At 32.8% G+C, this 21,424-nt stretch carries 27 protein-coding genes; 13 read left to right on the top strand and 14 right to left on the bottom strand.

Going from position 1 to position 21,424, the window contains the following annotated elements:
- Positions 1 to 77: 77 nt before the first annotated feature.
- From N3Z17_RS04920 to N3Z17_RS04890, 7 genes are read left to right on the top strand one after another with little or no spacing between them, the layout of a single operon-like run.
- Positions 78 to 356, top strand: coding sequence for a hypothetical protein (locus N3Z17_RS04920; RefSeq protein WP_282471615.1), 279 nt, complete (start codon positions 78 to 80; stop codon positions 354 to 356).
- A complete protein-coding gene (locus N3Z17_RS04915; protein WP_282471614.1) occupies positions 353 to 751 on the top strand; it encodes a PIN domain-containing protein in 399 nt (132 codons plus the stop codon). Before N3Z17_RS04920 ends, N3Z17_RS04915 begins: the two co-directional genes overlap by 4 nt.
- 10 nt (positions 752 to 761) lie before the next feature.
- On the top strand, positions 762 to 1,037 hold the full coding sequence (locus N3Z17_RS04910; protein ID WP_282471613.1) for a ribbon-helix-helix domain-containing protein: 276 nt from the start codon (positions 762 to 764) through the stop codon (positions 1,035 to 1,037).
- On the top strand, positions 1,021 to 1,416 hold the full coding sequence (locus N3Z17_RS04905; protein ID WP_282471612.1) for a type II toxin-antitoxin system VapC family toxin: 396 nt from the start codon (positions 1,021 to 1,023) through the stop codon (positions 1,414 to 1,416). Before N3Z17_RS04910 ends, N3Z17_RS04905 begins: the two co-directional genes overlap by 17 nt.
- A complete protein-coding gene (locus tag N3Z17_RS04900; RefSeq protein WP_282471611.1) occupies positions 1,416 to 2,240 on the top strand; it encodes a conjugal transfer protein TraF in 825 nt (274 codons plus the stop codon). Before N3Z17_RS04905 ends, N3Z17_RS04900 begins: the two co-directional genes overlap by 1 nt.
- 1 nt (position 2,241) lies before the next feature.
- Positions 2,242 to 3,723, top strand: coding sequence for a conjugal transfer protein TraH (locus N3Z17_RS04895; protein ID WP_282471610.1), 1,482 nt, complete (start codon positions 2,242 to 2,244; stop codon positions 3,721 to 3,723).
- Positions 3,716 to 6,370: a conjugal transfer protein TraG N-terminal domain-containing protein gene (locus N3Z17_RS04890; RefSeq protein WP_282471609.1), complete on the top strand. Its 2,655-nt coding sequence runs from the start codon at positions 3,716 to 3,718 to the stop codon at positions 6,368 to 6,370. The genes N3Z17_RS04895 and N3Z17_RS04890 overlap by 8 nt, the downstream gene beginning before the upstream one ends.
- Here N3Z17_RS04890 and N3Z17_RS04885 read toward each other — a convergent pair.
- The 3 genes from N3Z17_RS04885 to N3Z17_RS04875 form a co-directional block, all read right to left on the bottom strand.
- Positions 6,356 to 6,844, bottom strand: a complete 489-nt coding sequence (locus N3Z17_RS04885; protein WP_282471608.1) for a Tn3 family transposase — start codon at positions 6,842 to 6,844, stop codon at positions 6,356 to 6,358. The genes N3Z17_RS04890 and N3Z17_RS04885 overlap by 15 nt on opposite strands.
- The gene (locus N3Z17_RS04880; RefSeq protein WP_282471607.1) at positions 6,823 to 7,137 is read right to left on the bottom strand and encodes a Tn3 family transposase; all 315 of its coding nucleotides are present in this window, start codon (positions 7,135 to 7,137) and stop codon (positions 6,823 to 6,825) included. The genes N3Z17_RS04885 and N3Z17_RS04880 overlap by 22 nt, the downstream gene beginning before the upstream one ends.
- A gap of 303 nt (positions 7,138 to 7,440) precedes the next feature.
- Positions 7,441 to 9,921 (bottom strand): Tn3 family transposase, encoded by a 2,481-nt coding sequence (locus N3Z17_RS04875; protein WP_282471606.1) that lies wholly within the window; start codon positions 9,919 to 9,921, stop codon positions 7,441 to 7,443.
- Between the two features lie 324 nt (positions 9,922 to 10,245).
- Between N3Z17_RS04875 and N3Z17_RS04870 the strand changes: the two genes are divergently transcribed.
- The 6 genes from N3Z17_RS04870 to N3Z17_RS04845 are packed head-to-tail and all read left to right on the top strand — an operon-like array spanning position 10,246 to position 14,169.
- Positions 10,246 to 10,512, top strand: a complete 267-nt coding sequence (locus N3Z17_RS04870) for a site-specific integrase (RefSeq protein ID WP_282471605.1) — start codon at positions 10,246 to 10,248, stop codon at positions 10,510 to 10,512.
- Positions 10,513 to 10,553: 41 nt separating this feature from the next.
- Positions 10,554 to 10,751, top strand: coding sequence for a tyrosine-type recombinase/integrase (locus N3Z17_RS04865; protein ID WP_282471604.1), 198 nt, complete (start codon positions 10,554 to 10,556; stop codon positions 10,749 to 10,751).
- Positions 10,738 to 10,893 (top strand): hypothetical protein, encoded by a 156-nt coding sequence (locus N3Z17_RS04860; protein ID WP_282471603.1) that lies wholly within the window; start codon positions 10,738 to 10,740, stop codon positions 10,891 to 10,893. Before N3Z17_RS04865 ends, N3Z17_RS04860 begins: the two co-directional genes overlap by 14 nt.
- On the top strand, positions 10,893 to 11,108 hold the full coding sequence (locus N3Z17_RS04855) for a site-specific integrase (protein ID WP_282471602.1): 216 nt from the start codon (positions 10,893 to 10,895) through the stop codon (positions 11,106 to 11,108). Before N3Z17_RS04860 ends, N3Z17_RS04855 begins: the two co-directional genes overlap by 1 nt.
- On the top strand, positions 11,108 to 12,721 hold the full coding sequence (locus N3Z17_RS04850; protein ID WP_282471601.1) for a DUF4158 domain-containing protein: 1,614 nt from the start codon (positions 11,108 to 11,110) through the stop codon (positions 12,719 to 12,721). The genes N3Z17_RS04855 and N3Z17_RS04850 overlap by 1 nt, the downstream gene beginning before the upstream one ends.
- Positions 12,643 to 14,169 (top strand): Tn3 family transposase, encoded by a 1,527-nt coding sequence (locus N3Z17_RS04845; protein WP_282471600.1) that lies wholly within the window; start codon positions 12,643 to 12,645, stop codon positions 14,167 to 14,169. Before N3Z17_RS04850 ends, N3Z17_RS04845 begins: the two co-directional genes overlap by 79 nt.
- Positions 14,170 to 14,369: 200 nt before the next feature.
- Here N3Z17_RS04845 and N3Z17_RS04840 read toward each other — a convergent pair whose 3' ends face one another.
- The 11 genes from N3Z17_RS04840 to N3Z17_RS04790 all read right to left on the bottom strand — a co-directional run bounded on the left by N3Z17_RS04840 (position 14,370) and on the right by N3Z17_RS04790 (position 21,342).
- On the bottom strand, positions 14,370 to 15,638 hold the full coding sequence (locus tag N3Z17_RS04840; protein ID WP_282471599.1) for a TraB/VirB10 family protein: 1,269 nt from the start codon (positions 15,636 to 15,638) through the stop codon (positions 14,370 to 14,372).
- A 4-nt stretch (positions 15,639 to 15,642) separates the two neighbouring features.
- The gene (locus N3Z17_RS04835; protein WP_282471598.1) at positions 15,643 to 15,909 is read right to left on the bottom strand and encodes a hypothetical protein; all 267 of its coding nucleotides are present in this window, start codon (positions 15,907 to 15,909) and stop codon (positions 15,643 to 15,645) included.
- Between the two features lie 64 nt (positions 15,910 to 15,973).
- A complete protein-coding gene (locus N3Z17_RS04830; RefSeq protein ID WP_282471597.1) occupies positions 15,974 to 16,306 on the bottom strand; it encodes a TraK domain-containing protein in 333 nt (110 codons plus the stop codon).
- Positions 16,307 to 16,469: 163 nt separating this feature from the next.
- A complete protein-coding gene (gene traE / locus N3Z17_RS04825) occupies positions 16,470 to 17,015 on the bottom strand; it encodes a type IV conjugative transfer system protein TraE (protein ID WP_282471596.1) in 546 nt (181 codons plus the stop codon).
- Positions 17,016 to 17,019: 4 nt separating this feature from the next.
- Positions 17,020 to 17,307 (bottom strand): type IV conjugative transfer system protein TraL, encoded by a 288-nt coding sequence (traL, locus tag N3Z17_RS04820; protein WP_236869759.1) that lies wholly within the window; start codon positions 17,305 to 17,307, stop codon positions 17,020 to 17,022.
- An 11-nt stretch (positions 17,308 to 17,318) separates the two neighbouring features.
- Entirely contained in the window at positions 17,319 to 17,747 is a 429-nt protein-coding gene (locus tag N3Z17_RS04815) for a hypothetical protein (protein WP_282471595.1), read from the bottom strand.
- 74 nt (positions 17,748 to 17,821) lie between these two features.
- Positions 17,822 to 18,304, bottom strand: coding sequence for a single-stranded DNA-binding protein (locus N3Z17_RS04810; RefSeq protein ID WP_282471594.1), 483 nt, complete (start codon positions 18,302 to 18,304; stop codon positions 17,822 to 17,824).
- Positions 18,301 to 18,636, bottom strand: a complete 336-nt coding sequence (locus tag N3Z17_RS04805; protein WP_282471593.1) for a hypothetical protein — start codon at positions 18,634 to 18,636, stop codon at positions 18,301 to 18,303. Before N3Z17_RS04805 ends, N3Z17_RS04810 begins: the two co-directional genes overlap by 4 nt.
- A gap of 18 nt (positions 18,637 to 18,654) precedes the next feature.
- Positions 18,655 to 19,428, bottom strand: a complete 774-nt coding sequence (locus tag N3Z17_RS04800; protein ID WP_282471592.1) for a complement resistance protein TraT — start codon at positions 19,426 to 19,428, stop codon at positions 18,655 to 18,657.
- Positions 19,415 to 20,719 (bottom strand): group II intron reverse transcriptase/maturase, encoded by a 1,305-nt coding sequence (ltrA, locus tag N3Z17_RS04795; RefSeq protein WP_282471591.1) that lies wholly within the window; start codon positions 20,717 to 20,719, stop codon positions 19,415 to 19,417. Before ltrA ends, N3Z17_RS04800 begins: the two co-directional genes overlap by 14 nt.
- Positions 20,720 to 21,120: 401 nt before the next feature.
- Complete coding sequence (locus N3Z17_RS04790) at positions 21,121 to 21,342, bottom strand: hypothetical protein (RefSeq protein WP_282471590.1); 222 nt, start codon at positions 21,340 to 21,342, stop codon at positions 21,121 to 21,123.
- Between the last annotated feature and the right edge of the window lie 82 nt (positions 21,343 to 21,424).

Genomic DNA, 21,424 nt, shown 5'->3' with positions numbered 1-21,424 from the left:
CAAAAAAGTTATAAATATAGCATTTATATAAAGTGCAGTAGTTGCATTAGAGTAATAAATATGGTATAATGCAATACATGACAAATAATTATAATATTATGAAAGAGCCACAAAGACCAACAGTGACAATTACATTTAGTCCTAAAATAAGAAATTTAATAATCAGCATGTCTGAAAGATATGCCATGTCTAGAAGTAAAATTATATCAGAAGCAGTAGCAATGTATGCAGAGAAGAAAGCAAAAGAAGTAGGAAGTTTAATGAGTTTTGCTGGAAGTATAAAAGATGACCAAGGTAAAGAGATATTAGAGATAATTAAAAAGCACAGAATAAATAAAGAGGAGATAATGCAATGAATTACGTACTAGACTCAGATACTATTATATACTTTTTACAAGGTCAAAATGCTCTTGTAAATAAGATAGGTTCAATAGATATAGATAAGATACACACAACAGCTATCAATGAAGCTGAATTATATTTTGGAGCGTATAACTCGTCTCAAGTAAAGGGTAATATAGAAACGGTTAGAGGATTTATAAGAAATATTAAGGTACTGGATTTTGACAGCAGTGCTGCAAAGAGATATGGGGAGATTAAGTCAGAATTGAAAAAGCAAGGCAAGATAGTTCCTGATATGGATATTTGTATAGCATCAATAACTAAAAGCAAGAAAATGACTTTAGTTACAAATAACATTAAAGATTTTGCTAGAATAGAAGGACTTAAAGTAGAGAATTGGATTAAATAAAAAAGAAATCATGTTGATTATAAAAAGCATAAAAAGTATAATAAAAGATATAGTAACAATATACAGCAACATAATGTTTAAGACACAATTATATTTACCTAACAGTGCAAATGAAATGTTAGATAAGTTAGCTAAAAAAATAGGAAGCTCAAAGTCAGAGTTGGTGAGGAAGGCGGTAGATGAGTTTTTACAGAAATATGACAAAAGCAAGCTCAAAGAAGCATATGGAATATGGGACGGATATGAAATTGATTTAAGAGGTATGAGAGATGACTGGAAAAGGTAAATACCTATATGATACAGATGTAATTATAGATTACTTAAAAGGAGAGCCAAAAGCTAGAGATTTACTTGAAGAAGAAACTGGGATGCAGTGTATATCGGTAGTGACAGTAGCTGAACTATATGCAGGAGCAAGAGATACGAGGGAATGTGATATAATAAAGGGCCTTACGGAGTATTTTGAAGTTATAACTATAAATCAAGAAATAGCGAAAGAAGGTGGTTTATATAAGCAGAAATATCATAAATCGCATAGTGTGGCATTACCAGATGGTTTAATAGGAGCAACGGCAATATGTTTAGGTCTTGAGCTTAAGACATTAAATATCAAGCATTATCCTATGATAAAAAATTTAAAGGCAGCATATAGTAAGAGTAGCTAATGGAAAAAACAGTATCCACATCAGTTATAAAAGTAATATTTATAGTAAGTATAGTGCTTACTATGACAAATAGTGGATATTGTAATGAAAGCTTTTACAAAAATCATGCGAGGGGTTGGCATTGGTACGAAAGGAATAAAGAGAGCGAGGAAATGATTGATACACATGAACAAAATAGTAAGCCAAATGCTATAACCCCTACGCAAGAAGTGGAGAATATCAAAAAAGAAGTAGAAAGTAAACTGCATAATGCAATGATAAAGCCGACTGAGAAAAATGTAATAGAATATATAAAAACACAGGAGAAAATAGCAGACAGGAGTGAGAAGTTCTCTGAGGTATGGCAAAAAGTGATATACAAGAATCCAGAGTTAGATAGAACTCTTAAACATCCAGTATCATATAATGCGCTTCATATATCTAAGGAGGAGGTATCAAAAAACAAAAGGCAAAAGATAAGGGAGCTAAGTAAGGAATATGGATTGATGTATTTTTTTAGAGTAGATTGTAAATACTGCCAAGGATTCAGTAGTGTAGTAAAGAGATTTGCAAATGAGTATAGTTGGGATTTAATGCCAGTACAGATAGGAGATGTGCCGATGGAAGGATTTGAAAATGCAAAAAGGGATAATGGAGTATCAACTCAATTAGGAATTAAGGCGGTGCCTGCGCTTATTGCAGTACATCCAAAAAGTGGCGATATGATACCACTGGCATTTGGGTATATAAGTGAGAGTGAGATAGAGGAAAGGGTTGATGCACTTGTTGTAAATAAAGAGGCAACTAAGGAAGCAGTAGAATTGATCAGAAGTCAAGGTAGGTAGTATGAAGAGAATGCTAATATTTAAATTGGGTAAGTTAGGAAGCGCAGTGATAGTAGCAAGAGCATTAAGAGCAGTAAAAATATTGGTATATGCAATATTAATAACAACATTCATAATCACAAAAAGAGATGTGAGTGCTGGAGTGGGGAAGGATATGGAAAACTTATTTAGTGCAATGGGAGGAGGAGTAAATGTAACAAGTGCGGGATCCTATAAAACACAATCTGGTGGATATTACACAGGAGGAAGTATATATGCAAGGGTGCCTACAAAGAGTTATCAGTTGTTTAATTTTCAGCCACCGTCAATTAAGGCAGGATGTGGTGGAATAGACGCACATTTGGGTTCATTTAGTCATATAGGGAAAGATTTGATCAAGGCACTTAGAACTGTGCCAAGCAATGCAGCGGGATATGCATTTAATTTAGCCCTGCAGACATATGTGCCTCAGGTATATAATACAATGCAAAAGTTAAATGATATAGCGAGGGAGATCAATAGTTTAAATATAAATAGTTGTGAGACGGCATCAGCATTAGTAGCAGGTGCATGGCCAAAGAGTGATAGAGTAGATCAACAGATATGCCAATCAATGGGAACTAATACGTCAGAATTTAAAGATTGGGCTGAAGCAAGGCATAAATGTGGTGATATAAATGAAAGAAAAAAAGTAAATTCAAAGAAAGATAATCAATACAAGGATCAATTAGGAGATGAATTTAACATAGCGTGGGCTGCTATTAAGAAACAATTTGCTACACTGGAAGGAGAAAATAAAACAGCAGCAGAATTCTTCATGAGTATAAGTGGTACGATAATTAGGTATAAAGAGGGGAGTGGAGATAGTGCTGAGTTAAAGACGGTGGAAAAAGCAACGCTTGTGAAAGAAGCAGAGGTATTAGATACGTTAATGTTTGGGGAATCAAAGAGTGGGGAGCAAGCGAAACTATATTCATGTGATAATACAGAAAAATGCCTAAAAGTTGGAACTACGGTGATGGTGTTTGATAAATCAAAAGCATTGGTACCGCAAATAGAAGAGATGTTAAGGGGAATAGCAACTAAAATGAGGGATCATAGTGGTAATTTAACAGATAAAGAGAAGAATTTAATAAACAATACGCAAATACCGATACTTAAGATAGTTGCAGTTCAAAATGCATTTATGGTTGGTAATTCAGTAATAAACATTCATGAATATGCTGAGCCTATCGCATATGACTACATACTTGGGTATTTAGAGAGCGTACTGGACTTTGTAGCTGTAAATATAGACGAACTTGCAAAAGTGCAGATGGACGGAACATATATAGAAAACTTCAAGAGGAATATATCAGATACAAGGAAGTTAATAACAGATAAGAGGTTTGGAGCATATCAAAGGATGCTAACAGCAATAAGTGTCATAGAAAAGACAAATATGGTTGAGAAGAAATTACAACATATGTTTACAAGTTATAATGAGGTAAAGGGTAGTGAGTAGTTATACGGTATGGAGTTACGGAGGTGGAGAACAGTTATGGTATGTATTTAATGCAGTAGCTACAATATTTAAGCATGATGAGTATTCATATGCATTTTACATAGCTGCAACGCTATTTGGAATATGGGTGTTAATTACAAGTATAGTTAGTAATAAGGCCATGGTTCCAATAAAGTGGATGTTTTGGTTTTGGTTATCAACAACGCTGATGCTTGCGCCAAAGACTGATATAATGATTAGTGATCCAGTAACTAAATTTGAAAAGCCAGTTGGAGATGTGCCGTGGGTACTTGGGATGAGTGCTGGAATAATAAGTGGTATAGGTCACAGCATGACTGGTTTAGTTGAGACGTATTTTAGTTTACCAGATTATCAGAGTTACGGAGGTAATGGGATGATGTTTGCATCAAAGATTCTGAAGAATATGGATAAGTATCGAATCAGGAATGGGGTACTGAAAGAGAACATGAGCAGGTTTATAGAGCAATGTGTGGTGCTTGAGGCGATGATGGGTGGTAAGTATACAGTTAAAGATTTAAAAGAAAGTAAAAATATATGGGAATTAGTAAGCACAAATGCAAACCCGATTAATGGATTTAGTTATAGAGATGAGGCAACTAAACATACAGATATAGTTACTTGCAAGGAGGGAGTGACAAAACTGGCTACAGATTTAGAAAAAGAAACAAAAGCAGTAGCTGGATATTTAGGAAGGAGAAATATGCCAAACAGGGATAAAACAACATCTGAAGTGGTATTTGAGAATTACTTTAATGAGAAGTTAACTAGTAGTTATCAATTTATGTCTGGAATTGCAGAAAATGCAGAGAGTATACTGAAGCAAGAGATGATGATAAATGCGATAGAGGATGTGAGTTTAAACTATGCAGCATCAAAAGCGGCGATACAGCAAAGAGCCTGGTATTTAACTACAGGAGAATTGGCATCGGGATTTTTAATAGGTCTTAAGGTGGTGATGGATTGTTTAGCATATGGGGGATTTATATTTATAGCGATAATGGTAATGTTGCCAACTGGGATAAATATACTTGGTAAGTATTTACAGATACTGATATGGCTGCAGTTATGGGCACCTTTATATGCGATATTAAATATGGTAATGAGTACAGTTGCGCAGTATAAGACCCAAGGCATCATAGGGAATGATGGGCTAAGCATGATGACATCAGTAGGACTTACGACGCTTCAGGGTAATATAGAGGCGATAGCGGCATTTTGCACAAGTTCGATACCATTCATATCATATTCATTGATGCAGGGAGGAGTTGGATCATTTATGCATTTAGCGGGAACAATGACGAGTGGTATATCAGGAGCGGCATCAGCAGCATCAAATGAAGTTAGCTCAGGTAATCTAGCACTTAATAGCGTGTCATATGGTGGCAGAGCTATGATGAATGTAGCTGGATTTAAACATGACATGGGACTTAGTTATAAATCAGGAAGAATGGATATGGAAAGATTTGATGGGTCACAGGGGTTTATGACGGGAGCAGGAAGAAGTGGAGTGATCGCAGGAGAAGGAATGAATATGTCAAGGCTTCCAGATAAGATGAGTATCTCAAGAGCTATAGATAGTGGTTTTAGTAGTAGCATATCTAAGGAGAGGTCAGCGGCCGCAAACTTTAGTGAGCAATATGAAGAAGCAAAGGCGATGTCAGTTAATAATTCAAAAGGATTGCTTGAGAGTATGAGTAGGAATGTGGGACAAAGTAGAGGGTGGCAGATATCAGAAAGTAGCAGATATGCAGATAGTATAAATAAAACAGCGCAATTTACAAATTCACTACAAGAAGATAAGGGATATAGTGCAAAGCAGGCAGCTGAAATATCACTTAGTTTAGGAGGGAAGATATTTGGATTTGGAGCAGGGTCAAGCTTCTCGAGTCAGGGGTCATATGACGAAGCTGTAAAGGAAGGAAAGAGTCTTGCGGAATCACAAGGAGTCACAAAGCATTTAGAAGTAGGAACGTCACATTTAAAAGATGTGAGATATAATGAGGGAAGTGGAGAAGATAAGAAGCTAACGGAGAATTTAGAAACAAGTTTAAATCAGATGGAGAGATATTCAAATATGGCAAATATACATAATGCTATAGCAGATAGGATATCAGATCAAAAGCAGACAGCGGAGAGATTGGGGATAGGAGTAAATGAAGATATAACTGAGCAGTTTGTAGATTATGTGGCAAATAGAAAAATGGTAAATGGAGAGGTATATGGCAGAGATAAGGCGATACAAGTGCTGGCTGATCCAGATAAAACAGCAGACAAAGGAATATTACTACAGGAGTTTGCGAATAAAGTATCTTCTGACTTAATTCCTGGATTTAGGAAAAGTGATATTATCAATAATATGGACGCTGGCTATAAAGCTGAGCATCAAAAAGGGAAGGTGGGATTAGAGCAAGAAGTGATGGACAAAGTATTGGGTGATGATGAAAAAAAGAAGCTACCTCAATATGGAGTATTTAATCAAGAACAAGGAAATATTAAACAAGGAGTACATCCAACCCCCGGTAAATCTGTTTATGACAATGCGGGCAAGGATTTAATTACAAACAGTAAAATTGCAGAAAAAAATAGTTTAGGAATTAATGAAAAACTAGATTCAGATAAATCTTAAAATGCTATCCCAGTTTTCTTCTATTACTGAGGTTTTGATATATCTTGCTGGTAAAACAGGAGTTTTGTGTTGCGCCTTGAGTATTTGCTTAGTACTTTTATTAAAAGCAAATATACTTTGTGCGGCAATATTTTTGATACGTGGAGCAAAATCTACTCCTATTAAATAGCATATAGCAAAGATTATTTCTGTATATCCATGTGTATCGGTAGAATGGGTATCTATATTCATGTCCGCATTACATAATAATCCATCTATTACATATCCTGCATCACGTTCTGAACTGCTAAAGATAGTTGTATAAAACAACATCTGCCTTTCATCTAAAAAAGTATAAACGCTACTACCATGATTTTGGCCAAAATACTTAAATGAAAAATTTGCATTTAAGGATTCAGCCGATACCACAAATTTTTTAGCATCCCCAGAACTATGAAGTAACTCTTTATCCTTTAAAAAAGTGTTGGTAACCATAACTTACTCATAAATTGTATAAAACTTTTATTTATTGTACTTAAATTTTCTACTGTAAAATACCAATTTACTGTATTATACAATGTATTATAATTGATTCCTTTCGATGTATTTGATAATCTATGTAGTCCCATATTAGTTCCTAATCCGAAAATTCCACCATAAAATATTTCTTTAGCAGGTTTTTTGCTTATGTTCTTGACCTTATAATGCTTAAAGCACTCAGTAAAACTCAATATCTTATCTATTTCTGAAAAAATTTCCAAAACAGATTTATATTCATTTTTACTCAATAATGAAGAAATTTTATCATGCTCTCCTCTTTCTACTTTTGGTGTATGTAGTATGAATCTTCCGTTCTTATGAAATCTTATAAATTTGTTTGTTTTATCGGTTATATTACAATTTGGGGTTTCCAGTCAGAAGGTACGAAAATTTTCACCAATTAGCTAGAAGCATGGAATGCCGTGCTCTTCAGAGATATATAATTTAAGGTTTTTAAAATCCATTTTAAAAAAAATCACATAAATTGGCGCTTCAAGCGAGCTGTTAATTTCATAAATGCCATTTTTGTTCCAATACTACTCCCGTTTACTTTATTCCAAATATTCTTTTAAGTTTTTCGTAAAATTTCTTACAATTTCAGTTAAGTTTATGATATCATAACCATCTCTATTAAATTCGTATTTACCCACAAGACTAATATGCTGCCAAGCAACGGGTGAAAGTTTAATAATTTTCCTACACTCCTCTGTCATATTATTCTCTAGGCAAAACTCATATAAATTCGACAATAGAGACGCATTATAAAAAATAATACATAACGCAATAAATCTAGCAGATTCATTGTTAATCACAAGTTCTATTTCATTTTTCCCTGCTAATTTTCTACCACTGATTTTTGCTATTGCAGCTCTTAATTGATGATAAGATTCGCCTCTATTTAACGAGCGATACACAGATTTACGCATTTGTTCGTCATCTATATAATCCAAAATATAAAGACTCATTATTATTTTATCTAATTCTATCAATGCTTTTAATGTGTCATTTGATTTAAATGATGACAACTTTCTAACAATCCTGCTTTGGGTATTTTTCTTTGTCGCAAGTGTTACAAAAATACGCAATATATTATCCCACTCCTTTTTAATTAATTCTTTATTAACTCTTTTATTAGGCTTGATTAGGTATTTCTGATATACTTTTGGGTCTTTAAAACTTACTAAATTTCTTTGAGCTTTTTGATCAAGTTGTTTAAATCTAGGCATAAATCTGTAGCCAAAAATATGTAATAGAGCAAAATTAACTCGGTTTATGCTATGCATATCACCTGATACTGAAGAAATTTCAATATCACTTGTGTTGCTTTTTAACGCATCTAAAAGATAGTGGCTTTCATGTTCATTAGCTCCGATTATTTTGGTACATAGTGGCAAACAATTAGCGAATAAGGTATAAGCTGATATTCCCTTGCCTAATCCATAATATTTCTTCGAGTGTCTAGCTTTGATTGTATTGTATTTTGTTTCTAATTTCTGACCATCAACTGAAGCATGAATCCCATAATCTGATAGATTGTATTTTATGAATATCGGTAATTTAGCTACCTCATTGATTATTTCATCACTAGCTTTGGTTAGAGTTTCATATCTTATATAATTATTATATGTTGAAATAAGCTCTTGTTCATCTATATCGCTAATATCTTTCATTATGTGGATATCACTTCCAGTTCCCTTTGCCACTAAACATGCTGATATAGCTGAATATTTCGCTGTAGTTTTGATATAACTTGGGAGTACATGTGTAAAATGCTTCATGAAGTTGGTATGGTGATTTGTGTATCTCATCACTTCTTCTAACTCAAGCAAGCTCATCTTGTCATAAAAAGGATTATTGCTTGAATCATCCGCCTTTTTATACGGCAGCCTCCAACTCAAAACTTCTCCTTTTTTATTATATCTGATTTTTATCTTGTCATTAACTCCTTCACTTATTCTTTTATTAACCTCTTTATAGCGACCATCTAGTAAATCCTCAGATACTAACATCAATTTATCAAAATCTGTGGTCAATAACTGCTCTGACACACCCGTTATAAAATTATCTTTTTCTTTATTCCATAGATTAAGTTCTATAAGTTCATCATCCAATGATTTGTAATTAAAGCTATCTTTAACTGTGACAGCTCCCTTGTCCAATCCTTTTTCAATCTCTAAATATAGTACAAATTCATAATTATCAGCATCAACTGATAATATTCTCTTTTTACCAGATTTTGTTTTGAGAAGGATGTATTTTTTTAGTGCTGCAGGAATGAAAGTTACTGGAATTTCTTCAAATTTATAATCACTAAATGATTTATTACTCGTGATATATTTTTTAAAAAACTTTATAGCATCATTCATATCTGTTGATGCACTATCAAACTCTATTACCTTAAAAATCAACCTTATATTCAACTTTATAGCAGAAGATTGCTTGCTGTAATATTTCCATTTATAAAAATCTGGCGTTAAGTGAGGATTTGCAATTTCATTCACAAATTTCTTGAATTTCTTTTCTTCAACAACTTTAAAAGCGTTTGTTCTTAGTTCACTATCCTGCACTTTTTTATCTATGTACAATAATAAGGCTTTGACTGCTAATTTGCGATTCTCTTTATCAATTAACTTCTCTTTATATATTTCCTCTTTCTGATATTCATCAGCATCTTTCACAAATTTATTTACCTTGTAAATGAAGCTAGCAATAAGATGATCATTAATTTTTAAAAATCTATTGTTTACGTAGCATAGCAAATACAGTCTTTTTAGATTTACATCACTCAGATTTTTCAATTTATGAACGCTGTATTGATTTACTAATAGATTATAATATTCGACATTCTGTTGAGAAATCCCAAGTTTTTCAATCACCTCAACGCTTTTATGATAAAGCTCCCGTAATAACTGATTTTTCTCCACAGTTCTTCTAATCTCATTTATTGCGAACTCTTTCTGATCTGATTTTACAATGCTGGGTATAATTACAAATATAGACAAATCTAGTATTAGGAATTCTGTATACTGCATTTAAAGTGAGTTACAGGAAGAAATTTTTTAAAGGTAACACCTCTATTTATAGTGGAATTAATTATTTTTATGATATTACCTATAATGACCTATATTTTTATATTTCTTCAATAAAAGGATAATAGGCGAATATAAAGTTATGTTATTATTGGATATTTATAATATTAAGCGTATAATATATTATATAGCGACAAGCTTAAAACAATACTCCTTTTTAAATCATATCGTATAATTGGCATTATATATTGACTATTAGGCTGAGTCATCGTATAAGATATAGATTAGGCTAGATTATCTAATAAAAAACTTATCGTATAATAACTTATGAATATAATTGATAAATTTTTAGAGTATTTAAAAGCAAATGAAAAAAGTGAGAATACAATAAAAAATTATCAATCTGATTTAAATAGTTTTGCAAAATGGTTTCTAAAAGCTAATAATGAAAAATTAATATTAGATAAAATCACCCCTACAGATTTAAGATTATACAAAAAACAATTAATTAAAAATAAAAAACCTAAAACAATTAATCGACATATAGCTAGTATAAAGGCGTTCATAAGCTGGGGGTACGAACAAAAAAGATAAAATATAATATTCCCACACCAAAAAATGTAAAAGAATTAAAGGTGGGATTTAAGTGGTTAGATAGATTAGAACAAAACGAATTACAAAGAAAAGTAGAACAAACTGCCAATAAAAGAAATGTTGCAATTATAAAAATATTATTAAATACAGGCTTAAGAGTGAATGAGTTATGTGAGTTAACATGGGATATGATAACTATAAGCGAGAGAAAAGGAAAAAATAATAGTGAAATTAGGTAAAAGAGATAAAACGAGAGAAATGCCATTAAACAAAGATTGTCGTAATTCCTTTTTGAGTATAGGCTATACAGATAATATTGGTAAAGAGAGTAGAATATTTAAAGGACAAAGAGGTAATTTAACTCCAAAGGAGTACAATTAATGTTAAAAAAGATTGTGAAAGGTAGTAATTTAAAAAATGTTACTCCACACCAACTAAGACATAGTTTTTGTAAAAATTTAGTTGATATGGGGGTAGGATTAGAAAAAGTAGCATTTTTAGCAGGACATGAAAGCTTAGATATTACTAAAATATATTGCACACCCTCTTTTAATGATTTGCAAGAAGCAGTCGAATTAATAGGGGAAGAAGAGTAATGCAAATAATAGAGATAATCCCACCTAAGCAAGCTATGAGCTTTGACAAACCTCCTATATTTAACATTAATGAGCAACAAAAGTATTTTAAACAAGAACCTATACTTCAGGAATTACTATATCAAATTAGAAAGCCAGAAGCAAAAGCAGGTTTATTATTACAATATGGTTATTTTAAAGCAACAAAAAGATTTTTTCAAAAAGAGGATTATAAGAAAAAAGATATTATATTTATAAGTAAATTATTAGGATATAGAGAGGTAGCTATAAGTGATTATAAGGAGCGTACATATAGAGAACATAAAAGATTAATATTATCTATAAGTGGCTTTACTTCTTTTAGTAGCAATGAAGATTTGTTAAAAGTAGAGTTAAATCATATGGCATCACAACAAATGCACCCTCGTAATATATTTTTTGCAGCTATAGATTTCTTAACATCAAAAAAAATAGAACTGCCTAATTACAGGGTATTTGCTAAAATGATAACAGAATCATTTAATCTTTTTGAGTTTCAATCACTCAAGAAAATAGAAATAAATATTACAGAAGAACATAAGGAAGTATTAGATGCGTTGTTAGATAAAAATGATAGTAAGGGAGTTTATGCGAGAAATTTAGTTGCAAGGCTCAAAAACATAAATCAGTCTTTAAGACCAAAAAATATAAAACAAAGTATCAGAGGGTTTTTAATTGTAAAAAATTTATTTAAGGAATTAGAGCCTTTAATAAAATCATTAGATTTATCCCCTGAAGCAACAAAGTATTATGCTATATGGGTTATAAAAGCACGAATAGAACAACTTAGTACACTTAATAATCCTAATAAGATTTATCTTTATCTTGCTGCGTTTATAAATTATCAATATTGCACATGGCAAGATACACTGGTAAATATACTATTGCGTTCCACTCAAGAGAGATTAAACAAAGTTGAAAAAGCTATTGAAGAAAAAATAATAGATAAAAATGAGGAAAAGAATAAAAAAACTCAATCTATAATAGAAGGTTTTAAAAGATCAGAAGAAAGTATAGAAAAAATTAGAAAAATAGTATTTTTAAAAGAGTTAACGGATGCTGAAAAAATCACTATACTTCAAAGTATATTAGGTGAGCAAATAACTACAGAGGAGTTAAAAAAATATCAAGAATTAGAAAAAGAAATACTACATGAACTAAGTAACTCAGAATATTACAAAGTATTAGAAAGTTTTTCTAGAACAATCCAAAATAGAGTTGCTGATATAGTACGTTATGTAGAATTTAATCCAGAAACTAAATCTAGTAACCTAATGGAAGCTATTGTAGATTATCAAAAGAAGAAAGGAGATATTAATAGTACTTCCCCTAGAAAATTTTTATCTAACATAGAACAGAAACTTATTTTTGGAAAAACTAACGATCAATTCAATGTTTCGCTATATAAAGCAGTACTATTGACAAAAATATCTGACGCTATAAAAAGTGGAGAAGTTAATTTACTTAATTCTTATAAATTTCTCCCAATAGAAGCCTATTTAATATCAGATGACGTATGGGAAAAAGAGAAGGAGACACTTATAGAAAGAGCTGGTGTTGGAAAATTTTTAAAAAGATTAAAGATTTGTTATTAAAATTAAAAGATATATTAGAAAAACAATATTATATTACAAATTGTAATATAACCGATAAAACAAACAAATTTATAAGATTTCATAAGAACGGAAGATTCATACTACATACACCAAAAGTAGAAAGAGGAGAGCATGATAAAATTTCTTCATTATTGAGTAAAAATGAATATAAATCTGTTTTGGAAATTTTTTCAGAAATAGATAAGATATTGAGTTTTACTGAGTGCTTTAAGCATTATAAGGTCAAGAACATAAGCAAAAAACCTGCTAAAGAAATATTTTATGGTGGAATTTTCGGATTAGGAACTAATATGGGACTACATAGATTATCAAATACATCGAAAGGAATCAATTATAATACATTGTATAATACAGTAAATTGGTATTTTACAGTAGAAAATTTAAGTACAATAAATAAAAGTTTTATACAATTTATGAGTAAGTTATGGTTACCAACACTTTTTTTAAAGGATAAAGAGTTACTTCATAGTTCTGGGGATGCTAAAAAATTTGTGGTATCGGCTGAATCCTTAAATGCAAATTTTTCATTTAAGTATTTTGGCCAAAATCATGGTAGTAGCGTTTATACTTTTTTAGATGAAAGGCAGATGTTGTTTTATACAACTATCTTTAGCAGTTCAGAACGTGATGCAGGATATGTAATAGATGGATTATTATGTAATGCGGACATGAATATAGATACCCATTCTACCGATACACATGGATATACAGAAATAATCTTTGCTATATGCTATTTAATAGGAGTAGATTTTGCTCCACGTATCAAAAATATTGCCGCACAAAGTATATTTGCTTTTAATAAAAGTACTAAGCAAATACTCAAGGCGCAACACAAAACTCCTGTTTTACCAGCAAGATATATCAAAACCTCAGTAATAGAAGAAAACTGGGATAGCATTTTAAGATTAATAGTAACAATTAAACTCAGAAACACACAAGCTTCTAGGATTTTACGTAGGTTAAGTTCTTATGCAAAACAACATCAATTACATGAAGCACTTAAAGAATTTGGTAGAATAATAAAATCCATATTTATCTTAAAGTACATTGATAATGTAGAGTTAAGGCAGCAAATAGAGAAACAATTAAATAAAGGAGAGTTATCTAATAGGTTTTCTTCAATAATATTTTTTGCTAATAACCAAGAATTTACACAGAGTATAACAGAGGATCAAGAAATAGTAGTGCAATGTAAAATGATAATACAAAATTTAATTATCTTATGGAATTATTTGATGCTTACAAAACTAATTATGCGCTGTGACCCAGAAAAAAGAAAGGAGATAATAGATATTATAAAGCACGGTTCTATCATTACTTGGAGACATATTAATTTACTAGGTATATATGATTTTAATAATCTAAAAAAAGCAGATATTACATTAGATGATGCAAAGGAGATTTTATTATACAACAAAGCTGCATAAATAAAATATGTTATCGTTAAATAAGTTATTATACGATAAGAACGGCGGTTATTAAAAAAGATGCATTTTTATAAATACCCTAGTTGCCGGTTATTTAGAGGGTATAAAAATATAAATTATTATGAATTAACAGTATAAAATAATTAATTTTGCTATAAATTGAGGTAATGCACTTTAAAAAATATTTCTTATACATTCCTTTACAAGAGGTGTCTAGAATTCCTAATGCCGCATTCACCTATATTTGTAATTACACCCTTAATACTTAATCTCTCTTTTACTCTACTACTTCCAATATCTGCTCCTTCTGTAAATACCACATCCACTATTCTCCCACTTTCAATTTGAATAATCGGCTGTATACTCTCAGCCCTATCTATATAATATTTCGATAACCTATCCATACTGCTGCTTGCTCCTGACATCATCCCCTCATTAAATTTATCACTCGTACTTCTCTTTGGTATAAATGCTCCCATTGGATTTATCACTGCCGGTTGACTTGGATTAAATACTCCAGCTACTCCCTGTAACACTCCTCCCAAAACACTCTTTGCCAAATATCCCCTTCCCTTTTCTACCACTATTCCTTTTATCCCCGCTCTCCCATACTCTCCTGTCACATATCCTGCAACTTCCGTCTCTATTATTTCTCCACTCGTCCTCTCAACACATGTTAGCTTTTCTAACCTCGCAAATACCCTCTCACTCGATAAATCTCCATATCCACTCCCAACTATATGACAGTCCTTCAAATCACTTTGAAACTTCCTAGGTAATGTTCCCCTATCTATCAATCTTATTAATATAGGCCTTGGATCACTTGATGATGTTAATGCTGTTGATGCATCTACACCCCCAAGTAATACTGCTTTCGCAAAACTTCCTGCCGGTATAGTATCTTCCTTATTCTTAACTTTCTCCCTCTTATCACCACTTCCTAACTCTATTTTAATTTTTCTTATTCCTTGCTCCTTCTTCTCTATAAATGGCTTCATTTCTCCCGCACCACCTACTCGATCATGATTTGCCACTCCCCCTATTAAATCCCTAAGTGCCGCTATTTCCTCTTTTAATAATTCTACTTCACTTATTTCACTATTTCTTATGCTTTCTTCCTCATTTGCATTGATTGCTTTTGTTAAATCTTCCTTAATACCCGATATTCCATCTTGTAATGCTTGTATTTTACTCTCCTGCTGATACCTCCACGCAGCTTCTGAATCCACTTTATCTCCTACAGACTCTATCTGTCCTTTATAGAGTGTTTTCTCCTCTTCCTTTTTACTATCCCCAGTAGTCCATGTAGACTTTACTTGCTTCATCACTAATAATCCAGCTGTCCCAAGTGCCGTAAATAATACTATTGCTACCACCCATTGCTTGCCACTTACACTTAAACTCCCCCAAATTCTCATTCCTTGAGCCTGTTTACTTTTGTCTTGATTATTAACTTCTTGATTTGTCATAACTTTACCTACTATATATTACTTTATATAATTTCGTCTCATCTCCCTCTCTTAAAGTCCTGCTTTCTAACATAATCGCTGCAACTCCATCTCCAGCAAACTGCTTTTCATGTAATGTCTTCTGGCCCTTTCCTTTATTGCATAACTTCCATACTTCTACTCGGTACTTTCCTACCACCTTATCTCCTTCAAATTCTATCTCCAGTCCACCTTTACTCAAATAACCTTGTCCCTTGTCTTTTAACGGGACTCCCCTAACATATTTAATCATGTTTACAATCTCATCATGCCTTATATGCTTACTTCCTATCAGCTTCTCACTCGCTTTTTCAGAATCAAGTTGACTTATCAGTATAAATTCCCCCTCCCTTCTTTAATTTTAAACTTATGTCTTGCGTCTTCCCCTTTTCCGTCACCACTGTAAATACTGCATTCTTATTGCTATTTACATCTAACAATTTAACAAATATTTGACCTAATCTCTCGTCACTCTCAAGTCCAAATTCTTCCCCAAGCCCTATTACCTCAACTATCCTGTCTCCTTCTATTTTTACTCTATTTGCCTCATTCCTCGACATATATCCCTCTATCCTTTTATTCTCTTCTAATCCATATTTCTGCGTTCCAGCTACTCCCTCCTCACTTACTCCAAATACTACCAATGACATTGTAAACACCGCCAGTCCAAATTTTATAAGCCCAAATGTTATAAAATCAAATACTCTAAAACCCTTACCTTTTTTTCGCTTTTTCTGCTTTTCCCGCCTTTTGCTCTTACACTACTTATTTGTATTATCTTTTTTTCTATTTTTGTTATTGTCATAATTATCCCTATTTACTTTTAAAATTCTTTAACATAAATATTCCACCACTATACCCAAACTCTATCTCATATATCTCCTTACTCTGTCCCATTCTCGATCCTGCTATATATTTCGTTAGCACACCCACTATCTCAGCTTTTAATCCCTTAACATCTACTATTATCTCTTTTGGCGCAAATACAGTAGTTACTCCCTCTTTCTTCATTCTTTCCGCATCACTTATTAATCTTTTCTCAACATCATGATAATGCTGAGGGGCCACATATCTAAGTATCACATCCTTTCTATATCCATGACTGTCAGGCGTTGTATCCAACATCAGCTTACTAAAAAATAAAGCCATCTCTTCTATATATGACTCCGATACTAAACTCCCTTCACTCCACACATTCTGCTTCATATACGCAGGTACTATTATCACCCTCTCATTCTTCCCAAATAACATTAGTCCAAGCATGATATTCGCTATCATCAATCCTAAAGATATTACTAAAAACCCATTCCTCTGCTTTAATAACTTCTCTACACTCTGATTCCACCTTTCTATCCTCATATCACTATCCAATATACTCCCTAATATCAGACCTTACCTTTGATTTAAGCTGTCTATGCATCCCAGGTAAATACCAATATATAGCATGCCTTAAAAACCCTCCTCCTATGTTTTGCTTTACATATTTAAGTGCATTATATATCGCTATACTCAACACCACCCCTGTAACTGGAAATCTAAATATAAATCCAAGTGCTAGCGGCACAAATAATGCCGCCATTTCATCCACCGTCCAAAATGCTATTCTTGTCGGGTTATCTAAATATCTTAGTATTACATTCCTATCGTACATTATCCCCCACCTTAACTTACTTTGAATGAGCCATTTACAAATCCAAAAAATACATTCACAAATATTAAATATGCAGCTCCAAACATTAACATTGTCCATCTCTGTGATATTAATGCAAAACCCGCTGTCGCTATCCCTGCTGCATTTAATACCATCGGTATTAAATATCCCTGTGAATCATCCTGCACTTTCTTTGTTAGCGTTTTTATACCAGCAATATCAGTAATCCCTGCTAATCCATATTCTGGATACAATATTAAAACTCCAAGTATAATTAAAGAGCATGCCTGTAAAGCACTCTTTATTTTCTTATCTTCTCCACTTTTTCTTTCTCTGCATCTTAAGCATTCTTCTTTTATTCCCTCCAGTTTTAAATGCCCTTTCACCAATATATTGGCAAACCCTGTTTGCATTTTTTTAATTATTTTTACTGTCTTCATTTTTTATTCTCCTTTTTTAATTTATTATTTGTTTTTTTAGGAACTAGTTTCCTAAATTTATTATTTGATAATTCTCACCTTATTACATCTACTTCCACACCCTCCTCTAACTCTCTTTCTACTCCTTCTTTCGATACTTCCTCCTCATACTTTTTTAGCTTCTCCTCATATACCTTATTCTCTTCTTCTAACTCTCTTATCCATTCTTCTCCTGCTTTTGCTTTTAACTCCCTCACATCCACGCATATCATTACCCCATAATCCTCAAATACATTGATAAATACTCCTTTTTCTGATTTGCTTAACTCCCCTCTTACTATCACCTTCTTACCTGCTTTTAGATGCTTACCAAAATGATCTATTATTCTTTTGTTCCACACAAATATTTCAAAAAAATCTACCTTCTTCTCTGTTTTACCCCTCACTACTACCGTTACCATCCCATACACATTTCCTTCTTTAGTCTCTCTTAGCCATATATCCCTGACTAATCTGCCACTTAACTCAACTATATTTCTATCTCTTACCATTTTATTAAGCCTCCTTTCCCCTATCATTTGTTCAATTCATCTTCTTCACCTATGGTGATTTCTCCATAGCTGTCCAGCAACATATAATCTACTTTTTTCCCTTCACTAAACGTTCCTCTTACCTTGACTCTTTTGCCAATTTCTAGTTTCCCTCTGTTTTCTTTGCAATATCTTGCTATCCTTTCACTCCTTATAAATACCTCACATTCCTTGTAGTTATATTCTCTTATATGCATCCAACTAATTCCTGTTACCTCATTTTCCTGATTAATCCCTATATGCGGCTCCTCTATTATTACCCCACTTATTACGGTGTTTTCTTGAAACTTTCTTATATATTTTCCTACTTGAACTCTCATATTTACCTTTCTATTTGTTTATAATAACCCTGATATTGATTTCACTAGCCCTTCTGTTAACTTTGGCTCTGCCTCCTCAAATTTCAAATTGGTTTTCTTTGCTACACTCATTATTCTCGTTTGATACTTCTTCCAATTTGTCTTCTTCTCCCATCTGGATTTTTTATACCCACTTGTTCCTTGCTTTAAATTGGCATCACTACTCTCACTGACATATTCTCCATCTGCTTTCTCACTTATTTGTAAATCTGTTATCATTGTAAAGTTCACTACTTCCACTGCTGCATCTAACACTGTATTACCTATTCCTGTAATCAATCCTATACCAAGCATACTTCTCCCACTTCCTCCTGTGGCTCCTGCTATTGCAGCTCCTGTTGCGAAACCTTCCAGTCCACTACCATAGCCTCCAGTTAACGCTTGGAATGGATTTTCTAATGTGTTTTTTCCTACTTGCAATACATTGGCTTGAATCATTATATTGGCACTTTGGGTACTATTTACTATTCTATAACCTTTACTTTCTATCGCCGACCTAATTTTAGATTCAATTTCTAATCCTGATTTATCACTTGTGTTTCTGATTTGTAGCAATACTGTTTTTTTATTATCATCAATTGGATCTAAGAATATTGTTTGTCTGGTAGAAGTCATAACATTATACTCCTCATTAAAATTATTTTGAAATTTAGAGTTTGTGTTATAACTCCCCCTACAGAACCGTGCTTGCAGCTTTCCCGCACACAGCTCTTCAATATGATATTCGCCATATAGACTCTCAATACAGTGCATAACTTATCCTCGGAATTGGTAATGGGTTATATTTTAAATAGTTGTTATAAAATTCAAAAGTCATACTTTTCTTCTGACTTCTTCTATTTATCCACTTGAACACCATTAAGCATACCAAGTAGTAAAACTTATTTAAGCAGCGGTAATTTCCACTTATTCCGAAATAATTATAGTGTCCCGTCAATTTAGATTTTAAAGTTGGCCACCATTCTTTAAGACGTATCTTGTTGCGTATAGCTTTCAACCATTCTTTGATTTCTTTAAGTTTGCGACTTAGAGTCTTTCTGCTGGTTTTATGTCCCATTACGAAATATCCATGTCTGCTCTTCCCACAGTAGTGGGTAAATCCAAGAAAATCGAAAGTTTCTACTTTCTTATCACATCTTTGAGTTTGTTTCCAAACTTGTCTTCCAAATTTTAGAATTTTAGTTTTATCTGCTGATATTGCTAAACCAAATTTCTCTAATCTAGTTTGAAGCATCTCTAGAAACTGTTTTGCATCATTCTCACTCTTACAGCACACCACAAAATCATCACAGTAACGAATAAGTTCCATATGATCTTTGGCCTGTGGTTTAACTTGTTTCTCAAACCACAAGTCTAGTATGTAATGTAGATAGATATTTGCTAATAACGGACTTAGGTTGCCGCCTTGTGGACACCCGACTTCCGTTGCTACTATTCTACCCTCTTCAACATATCCTGCTTTAAGGAATTTTCGTATCAACCATAATAAATTACGGTCTTTTACTCTTTCTTCTAAGCAGCGTTGAAGCCAATAGTGATTAACATTGTCAAAGAATTTCCTAATATCAACTTCAACTATACAGTTAATTGGTTTCCTCATAACCGCTGTATTTAGTGCTTTTACTGCATCGTGACAGTTAAGAGTAGGTCTAAAACCAAAAGATACCTTCAGAAAATCTGCTTCATAAATACTTTCAAGTATCTTCTTTAGCATTATCTGAACTATTTTATCTTCAACTGATGGTATACCAAGACCACGTTTTTCATCTTTCTTTCCAGGTTTTGGGATATATACCCTTTTAACTGGCTTAGGAAGATATTTCTTTGTCTTGAGTAAAACAACAAGCTGTTTAAGATTATCTTCTAGATTATCACCATATGCCTCTACTGTTTGTCCATCGATCCCACAAGCTTTATTACGCTTGAGTTCTCGATAACACAAAGCAAGATTTTCCTCATTGATATGGTGTATCAGTGAAGTGAATTTTAACTTTTTATCTTGCTTTGCCTTATTGGCTATCTGTTCAAGTTTATTCTGCATCATCTTCATAACCTCCGTGTGTTCCTTTGATTGGCACTTGACCAGCTATCATATTGCTGACTGCTTCCCCATGTAGATAGCTTTCCTATGCTCCGAGTACTATCAATCAGTCCGACTTCTTCTGTATCATTTGTCAGTCCTTGCCTGCTTTGACTTGTTCCAACATACTCTCTCGAGAACACAGAAGATCTCCCAAGTTCACGTAAATTCCATTTCATATCATGCCACGGACTTAGACCCCGATAGAGTGAGTAATGACTTACCATATCGTCATCCTTCATGTTGTCTTCCGTTTGAGTGAAAACGTCGACCTCTATGATGTTCGATTTTCCGGGGCTCAACACCTTCACTTGCATTGCAGCCTGATATGTCCCTTCTACTAGCTTCATTATATTTGTCGCCTCCTATAATGTAATAGTTGGTTCTATGTTGGTGGTTAACCTTTGCATAGATCGGATTTCCACCGACTGTTCTTTACGCGCTTCTCTTGGCGCACCACTCATTTTCGTCTCTACTTCTAGATTCCCATGCTTTATCATCTTGCTTGCTGTACTACAGCCTACTAAACTTCCCATTCCTGTTGTTAAAACTGCTATTACTAAATATTTTTTTGCTTGTTTGATCATTTTTACCTTAGTACTAAATTCATTATTAAATTATTTTGTGCTATTAATTATAAATTAAATTTATTTTGCTTTTATTTAATTT

The organism is Candidatus Bandiella numerosa, from assembly GCF_029981845.1.
Taxonomy (GTDB): domain Bacteria; phylum Pseudomonadota; class Alphaproteobacteria; order Rickettsiales; family Midichloriaceae; genus Aquirickettsia; species Aquirickettsia numerosa.
The sequence above is the reverse complement of the archived record's forward strand: the minus strand, read 5'-3'. Positions and strand labels throughout refer to the sequence as shown.

Excerpts from the sequence above, each read along its gene's own strand:
- N3Z17_RS04805 (WP_282471593.1), bottom strand. The coding sequence starts at position 18,636 with ATGAGAGTTCAAGTAGGAAAATATATAAGAAAGTTTCAAGAAAACACC.
- traL (WP_236869759.1), bottom strand. The coding sequence starts at position 17,307 with ATGTACGATAGGAATGTAATACTAAGATATTTAGATAACCCGACAAGA.
- N3Z17_RS04895 (WP_282471610.1), top strand. The coding sequence starts at position 2,242 with ATGAAGAGAATGCTAATATTTAAATTGGGTAAGTTAGGAAGCGCAGTG.
- N3Z17_RS04870 (WP_282471605.1), top strand. The coding sequence starts at position 10,246 with ATGAATATAATTGATAAATTTTTAGAGTATTTAAAAGCAAATGAAAAA.
- N3Z17_RS04830 (WP_282471597.1), bottom strand. The coding sequence starts at position 16,306 with ATGTCATTGGTAGTATTTGGAGTAAGTGAGGAGGGAGTAGCTGGAACG.
- N3Z17_RS04915 (WP_282471614.1), top strand. The coding sequence starts at position 353 with ATGAATTACGTACTAGACTCAGATACTATTATATACTTTTTACAAGGT.
- N3Z17_RS04855 (WP_282471602.1), top strand. The coding sequence starts at position 10,893 with ATGTTAAAAAAGATTGTGAAAGGTAGTAATTTAAAAAATGTTACTCCA.
- N3Z17_RS04875 (WP_282471606.1), bottom strand. The coding sequence starts at position 9,921 with ATGCAGTATACAGAATTCCTAATACTAGATTTGTCTATATTTGTAATT.
- N3Z17_RS04835 (WP_282471598.1), bottom strand. The coding sequence starts at position 15,909 with ATGATTAAATATGTTAGGGGAGTCCCGTTAAAAGACAAGGGACAAGGT.
- N3Z17_RS04840 (WP_282471599.1), bottom strand. The coding sequence starts at position 15,638 with ATGACAAATCAAGAAGTTAATAATCAAGACAAAAGTAAACAGGCTCAA.
- N3Z17_RS04850 (WP_282471601.1), top strand. The coding sequence starts at position 11,108 with ATGCAAATAATAGAGATAATCCCACCTAAGCAAGCTATGAGCTTTGAC.
- N3Z17_RS04885 (WP_282471608.1), bottom strand. The coding sequence starts at position 6,844 with ATGGTTACCAACACTTTTTTAAAGGATAAAGAGTTACTTCATAGTTCT.
- N3Z17_RS04815 (WP_282471595.1), bottom strand. The coding sequence starts at position 17,747 with ATGAAGACAGTAAAAATAATTAAAAAAATGCAAACAGGGTTTGCCAAT.
- N3Z17_RS04900 (WP_282471611.1), top strand. The coding sequence starts at position 1,416 with ATGGAAAAAACAGTATCCACATCAGTTATAAAAGTAATATTTATAGTA.
- N3Z17_RS04920 (WP_282471615.1), top strand. The coding sequence starts at position 78 with ATGACAAATAATTATAATATTATGAAAGAGCCACAAAGACCAACAGTG.
- N3Z17_RS04910 (WP_282471613.1), top strand. The coding sequence starts at position 762 with ATGTTGATTATAAAAAGCATAAAAAGTATAATAAAAGATATAGTAACA.
- ltrA (WP_282471591.1), bottom strand. The coding sequence starts at position 20,719 with ATGATGCAGAATAAACTTGAACAGATAGCCAATAAGGCAAAGCAAGAT.
- N3Z17_RS04810 (WP_282471594.1), bottom strand. The coding sequence starts at position 18,304 with ATGATAGGGGAAAGGAGGCTTAATAAAATGGTAAGAGATAGAAATATA.
- traE (WP_282471596.1), bottom strand. The coding sequence starts at position 17,015 with ATGAGGATAGAAAGGTGGAATCAGAGTGTAGAGAAGTTATTAAAGCAG.
- N3Z17_RS04790 (WP_282471590.1), bottom strand. The coding sequence starts at position 21,342 with ATGATCAAACAAGCAAAAAAATATTTAGTAATAGCAGTTTTAACAACA.
- N3Z17_RS04800 (WP_282471592.1), bottom strand. The coding sequence starts at position 19,428 with ATGCACTGTATTGAGAGTCTATATGGCGAATATCATATTGAAGAGCTG.
- N3Z17_RS04845 (WP_282471600.1), top strand. The coding sequence starts at position 12,643 with ATGGGAAAAAGAGAAGGAGACACTTATAGAAAGAGCTGGTGTTGGAAA.
- N3Z17_RS04905 (WP_282471612.1), top strand. The coding sequence starts at position 1,021 with ATGACTGGAAAAGGTAAATACCTATATGATACAGATGTAATTATAGAT.